Source organism: Rhodococcus sp. BS-15 (assembly GCF_000813105.1).
Classification (GTDB): domain Bacteria; phylum Actinomycetota; class Actinomycetes; order Mycobacteriales; family Mycobacteriaceae; genus Rhodococcoides.
Genome location: NZ_BAOX01000286.1, coordinates 1 through 6,079 on the forward strand (window position 1 = coordinate 1; position 6,079 = coordinate 6,079).

The following is a 6,079-nucleotide window of genomic DNA, read 5'->3' on the forward strand; positions in this document are numbered from 1 at the left end:
TCCGCACGCCGCGGCGTCGCAGTCTCGATGCCGCAGGCAGGCGGCGGGGCCGGTGGAACCGTCGACGCTGCTGCTCTCGGTGAGTTCACCGAACACATCACCGGCCGCGACGGCGTCCTTGCCTCCGCTGCCCGGCTGGTGCTCGAGCAGCTCGGACTTGCGGATGCGCCCAACGCACTGCTGGCCGACGATCCCGACGCCGCTCTGGTGGAGCTGGTCTCGGCAGAGTTGGGATCCGACTGGCCTCGCCTCGTCGCCCCGGCGTTCGACGCCAAACGCGCCGTCCTGATCGACGACCGGTGGGCCACCGCCCGTGAGGACCTGGCCCGGTTGTGGCTCGGTACCGCAGGCGACATCTCCGTCGAGTCCTTCGCCGGCGCAGGCAATGCCGTTGCTTCGCAAGCACAGTGGTGGAAGGCCAAGGCCGACTACGAGAACAAGACTGTGCTGGCCGAGACCTTCGGACGCATCGCGGACATCGCGGTCGCATCCGAGGACAAGGGCCAGTGGGCCGACGAGGTCGCAGTGGTCACCGGCGGCAGCAAGGGCTCCATCGCAGCCGCGGTGACGGCCAAGCTGCTGGCTGGGGGAGCTACGGTCTTCGTCACCACCTCCAGGCTCGACGACGAGCGACTCGGCTTCTACCGCAGCCTCTACCGCGACAACGCACGCAGCGGAGCGTCGCTCTGGGTGGTTCCGGCGAACATCGCGTCGTACACCGACGTCGATGCGCTCATCGAGTGGATCGGCAGCGACTTCATCGACACTGCCGGTGGAGCTAAGACTCTGGTCAAGGCCGGCGTCACACCGACGATGCTGTTCCCGTTCGCCGCACCTCGGGTCATGGGCGAGATGTCCGACGCCGGAGCTCGCGCCGAGATGGAGATGCGCGTGCTGCTCTGGTCGGTCGAGCGCCTGATCGGCGGACTGTCCAAGGTCGGCTACGACAACGACATCGACACGCACCTGCACGTGGTGCTGCCGGGATCGCCCAACCGCGGAATGTTCGGTGGCGACGGCGCTTACGGCGAGTCCAAGGCTGCACTCGATGCGGTTGTCGCCAAGTGGGGTTCGGAGAAGAACTGGGCCGAGCGGGTGTCCATCGCCCACGCTCACATCGGTTGGGTCCGCGGAACCGGCCTGATGGGCGGCAACGACCCCATCGTCGAGGCCGTCGAAGCCGAGGGTGTGCGCACCTGGTCGACCGACGAGATGGCAACCGAGTTGCTGCAGCTGTGCACGCCTGCCGCTCGCCGTCAGGCCGCTCAGGAGCCGATCGTCGCCGATCTCACCGGCGGCCTGGCCAGCACCAAGCTCAACCTCGTCGAACTCGCTCGGGACGCGGCTGCGGCCGCCGCCGAGAAGACCGAAGAGGCATCCGGCGATTCGGTGATCGCGGCACTGCCCGCTCCGCCGCGTCTGTCGACGTCGACCACCACTCCGGCGTGGCCGACACTCGATGTCGACCCGAAGGATCTGGTCGTCATCGTCGGTGCAGGTGAGCTCGGACCGTACGGTTCGGCGCGTACCCGCTTCGAGATGGAGGTCGACGAGCAGCTCTCTGCCGCAGGCGTACTCGAACTCGCATGGAACACCGGCCTCATCGCCTGGGAGAACGATCCTAAGCCGGGTTGGTACGACATCGAGTCCGGCGACCTGGTGCCCGAGAAGGACATCGCCGACAAATACCACGACATCGTGGTCGAGAAGTGCGGTATCCGCACCTACGGCGACGACGGCGCGATGGTCGGCAACACCGCTCCGCTGATGACCTCGGTCTTCCTCGACAACGACCTGACATTCGTGGTCGGAACCGAGATCGATGCCCGGTCCTTCGCAGCAGCGGATCCCGAGCACACGCTGATCACGCCGGTCCCAGAATCGAGCGACTGGCAGGTCACTCGCAAGGCGGGCACCGAGATTCGCGTTCCGCGCAAGATGAAGCTCACCCGCACAGTCGGTGGGCAGATTCCGACCGGATTCGATCCCACCAAGTGGGGCATCTCGCCCGACATGGCCAGCTCGGTCGACCGTGTCGCACTGTGGAACATCGTCACCACGGTCGACGCGTTCATCTCCTCGGGCTTCAACCCGTCGGAACTGATGCGCTGGGTGCACCCCACGCTGGTGGCCAACACGCAGGGCACCGGCATGGGCGGCATGGAGTCCATGCGCTCGCTGTACATCGACACTCTGCTCGGTGACGCGCGTGCGAACGACATCCTGCAGGAGGCTCTGCCGAACGTCGTTGCCGCGCATGTGGTCCAGTCGTACATCGGTAGCTACGGCGCGATGGTTCACCCCGTCGCCGCCTGCGCCACCGCGGCCGTCTCCGTCGAGGAAGGCGTCGACAAGATCAAGCTGGGCAAGGCGCAGCTCGTGGTCGCCGGCGGCTTCGACGACCTGAGCAACGAAGGCATCATCGGCTTCGGTGACATGTCGGCCACCGCGGACTCGGCAGCGATGACCGCCAAGGGCATCAGCGATCGACGGTTCTCTCGGGCGAACGACCGCAGGCGCGGTGGATTCGTCGAATCTCACGGCGGCGGAACGATTCTGCTCGCTCGCGGAGACCTGGCGCTCGAGATGGGCCTGCCGGTCCTCGGAGTGGTGGCCTACGCACAGTCGTACGGCGACGGAGTGCACACGTCCATCCCGGCTCCGGGACTCGGCGCGCTCAGTGCCGGTCGCGGCGGCAAGGATTCGGCGCTCGCGCTCTCGCTCAACGCACTGGGCGTGAGTGCAGACGATGTGGCCGTGATCTCCAAGCACGACACCTCCACTGCAGCCAACGACCCTAACGAGGCGGAACTGCACACCCGTCTCGCCAAGGCCATTGGCCGTTCGGACGGCGCTCCGCTGTTCGTCGTCTCGCAGAAGAGCCTCACCGGGCACTCGAAGGTGGAGCGGCTGCCTGGCAGCTGATCGGCCTGTGCCAGGTGCTGGCCAACGGCGTCATCCCGCCGAACCGCAGCCTCGACTGCGTCGACGACAAGATGACCGCGTTCGAGCATCTGGTGTGGGCTCGGGAGCCGCTGCGCTTCGGTGACTCGGTGCCGCTCAAGGCAGGTCTGCTCACCTCCCTCGGATTCGGCCACGTGTCCGGACTCATTGCGCTGGTGCACCCGCAGGCATTCGTCGAGGCCGTTCCGGCGGACCGCCGTGCCGAATACATCGCGAAGGCGAACGAGCGGCGCATCGCCGGTCAGCGCAGGCTGATCTCCGCGATGGTGGGAGGAGACTCCCTTTACGAGCGGCCCGACGATCGACGGCTCGGACATGACGGGACGCCGGCCAAGGCGTCACGCGAACTGGAGGCACACGTGTTGCTCAACGAGTCCGCTCGCCTCGGCGAGGACGATGTCTACTCCTCCGGTCTGCCGGGTGCCATCTGATGGCGATCCTGGGAGTGGGTTTCGACCTGGTGACGGTGTCCGATTTCGCCGAGCAGATGGAGAAGGTCGGCACGACGATGATCCGCGACAGCTTCACCGCGGGCGAGCGCCGTCATGCCGCAACGAAGAGTTCCGACCCGACCCGCCATTACGCAGCACGGTGGGCCGCCAAGGAAGCAGTGCTGAAGGCATGGGCGACATCGCGATTCGCTCGGCCGCCGCAGATCGGTGACAACCCGTATCCGTTGATCGAGGTCGTCAACGATGCGTGGGGCCGGCCGTCCATCAAATTGCACGGGATGGCGCAGGAGTTCCTGCCGACGGTGAAGATTCACCTGTCGCTCACGCACGACGGCGACATCGCCGCCGCGGTGGCAATTCTGGAGGAGTGACTCCGCGCTGAACGACGAAAGGCCCCGTCCGATCCCCAAGATCGGGCGGGCCTTCTTTCGTGTGGTCTCGGGAGACTCAGGCGTCGCTGTCGATGGCCGAGCCGCCGGAGCGCCTGCTCTCCTTCTCGGCGACGAGCAGATACGCCATCATGATGCGTTTGAGCTCGGCGACGGCGTCCTCGTGGCTCTGGCCGTCCTGCACGGAGAAGTTGAGCATCGAGTAGACGATGTGCACCAACACCTGAGCCATGAGGTTGCGGCGATGCCGAGGCGTGCGCGGAGTGAGAGGTCCGAGCATGCGCGAGACCTGCTCGGCGAACTCCCGCTCGTGGATCACCCCGGTTGCGCGCGTCGACGGTGTCGATTGCATGGCGAGCCACACTTCACGGCGCGACGGATCGGTCATCCACATTCCGGCCATGTGGTCGACGAAGTTGTTGAGGAACCGCACCCAGTCCAGGGACGGGACTTCGCCGTCGAACTCGGCGAGTTCCTGTTGCACTCCCACCAGGTCCTGGCGGTTGAGTTCGCAGACGATGACGTACTTGTTGGCGAAGAACTGATACAGCGTGCCGATCGGAAGTTCGGCGCGCGACGCGACTTCCTCGCAGGTGAACGACTCGAAACCCACGTCACTGAGCAGCTCGCGTGAGGCCTGCAGCAGCGCGTCGAACTTGCGCTGGCTGCGTTCCTGGGTGGGACGCCGTCGCGGCATGAGCTCCTGCGTCTGTGCCGTCGACTCGAGCGCGGCGTCGAGACGGCGCGAGGACTGGGCACGAGCAGAGGATTCCACCCGGTCAGGCTATCGGGCGCGGGTGCTCGTTATCCACAACGGTCCGGTACGTCACTCCCGCAGGCTGCGCTTATGGGTCGAACACGCGGGTTCCAGCCGAAGGTTTCGAAGAAACCTGGGGTCGACGACAATTGCTGGTTCCTCATACTGTGACAAACTCCAAGACCGATCTGGACCAATTTAACCGTCAACGGGTATGGTTTAGGTAACAGAATCAAATTCCGTGCAGGGTGATCGTCATTCGGAACCGCTGAATGACGTTCATGGTCGGGAGCCTCCACCCTGAGCACAGGGAGACTGCCATGGCAACTATTGGTATAGCGATCGAATCCGGCTCGATGCAGACAGTGCTGTTCGAGCCGACCGCAGGCGAGGTACTCGCCGATCGGACGACCCCGCTCGACCCCGACGCCGCCTCGGTTCTCACCACGGCGATCGAGACGATGCGCGTCGAGGCGGCGACGCTCGACGCACACGTGGACGCAGTGGGCGTGGTGTATCGAACCGAGGACGAGCGCGCCGAGTTCGCAGCCGCCCTGGGCGACGAACCCGCGGTGCTGTCGTCCGCGTCCGAGGCATTCCTCGGCTGGCTCGCGACGTCGAAGGAATTCGCCGACGCGAACACCGTCCTTCTGTACTACATGGGCGACACGGGCGTCTCCATCTCTCTCGCCGACGCAGCCCACGCCTCCATCACCCCGGCCAAGACCGCTGCGCTGGAATTGATGTCGCCCGAGCGCATCGGCAGCACCATCCACTGGCGTGGGAAGTGGTGGATCAGTCCGGAAAGAAGCCAGAGTTCGTGGCCCTCTTCGGCGATTCTTCGAGCAATCGAGACCTGGTGGACATCCTGTCTCTCGGGCTCGGCGTTCCCGTCGTGCGCGTGGGTGACGCGGATCAGGTCGCAGCCCGAGGAGCTGCGCTGCTGGCATACCAGGACGAGCCGGCTGTGGTTGCCACTGCGCAGGCGGCGACCGATGACTCGGAGCCGGTCGCGGCCGCCGACACCGAGGTCGTGGCAGCCGACGAGTCCGACCAGTCCGACGCCGACATTGCCGACTCCGAGCCCGAGGAGACCGTCGAGGTAGCGAAGGATACGGATCTCGACACGGTGGTAGTGCCGCTTCCGGTGCCTGCAGCGCCCTCGGTTGTCGGCACGAAGCCGGCCCGGTCGGGAGGCTCCGGGCGCAAGCTGGTGTTCGCCGCAGTGCTGCTGGCCGGAGTGCTCTCCGCAGGTGTCGCGGTCGCTGCGACGTTGCCGGGTGATTCCGAGTCGACTGCCGAGCAGAGCGTCGATCGGCGCGATTCCGGTGCGGATCTGGTGGGGGCAACCCGGCAGGCGGATCCGACGACGTCCGACCCGGTTGCGGCCGTGGTTCCGCCTGCGCCGGCGATTGCGCCGCCGCCCCGAGACGATTCCCCCGGCGGTGGACCCATCGACGGTTGTCGAGCCTGCACCGACACTCGGCCTTGGGTGACGCAGGATCCGCCGCGTCAGA

3 protein-coding genes and 2 pseudogenes are annotated in these 6,079 nt (G+C 66.2%); 4 read left to right on the forward strand and 1 reads right to left on the reverse strand.

The window, feature by feature from the left end; translation table 11 throughout:
* Both RHBS_RS22790 and RHBS_RS22795 read left to right on the forward strand, forming a co-directional pair.
* A pseudogene (locus RHBS_RS22790) lies at window positions 1–3,395 on the forward strand (beta-ketoacyl synthase N-terminal-like domain-containing protein); the annotation flags it as partial.
* Window positions 3,395–3,787, forward strand: a complete 393-nt coding sequence (locus RHBS_RS22795; protein WP_008715184.1) for a holo-ACP synthase — start codon at window positions 3,395–3,397, stop codon at window positions 3,785–3,787. The pseudogene RHBS_RS22790 and the gene RHBS_RS22795, both read left to right, overlap by 1 nt.
* Before the next feature lie 76 nt (window positions 3,788–3,863).
* Here the strand turns inward: RHBS_RS22795 and RHBS_RS22800 are convergent, their stop codons facing one another.
* Window positions 3,864–4,502 carry a TetR/AcrR family transcriptional regulator gene (locus tag RHBS_RS22800; protein WP_374700647.1) on the reverse strand — a complete coding sequence of 213 codons (639 nt, stop codon included), beginning with the start codon at window positions 4,500–4,502 and terminating at the stop codon, window positions 3,864–3,866.
* Window positions 4,503–4,882: 380 nt separating this feature from the next.
* Here RHBS_RS22800 and RHBS_RS22805 point away from each other — a divergent pair, with 380 nt between their 5' ends.
* Both RHBS_RS22805 and RHBS_RS22810 read left to right on the forward strand, forming a co-directional pair.
* Entirely contained in the window at window positions 4,883–5,668 is a 786-nt protein-coding gene (locus tag RHBS_RS22805; RefSeq protein WP_128646483.1) for a hypothetical protein, read from the forward strand.
* Window positions 5,596–6,079 (forward strand): annotated as a pseudogene (locus RHBS_RS22810) (hypothetical protein); the annotation flags it as partial. The gene RHBS_RS22805 and the pseudogene RHBS_RS22810, both read left to right, overlap by 73 nt.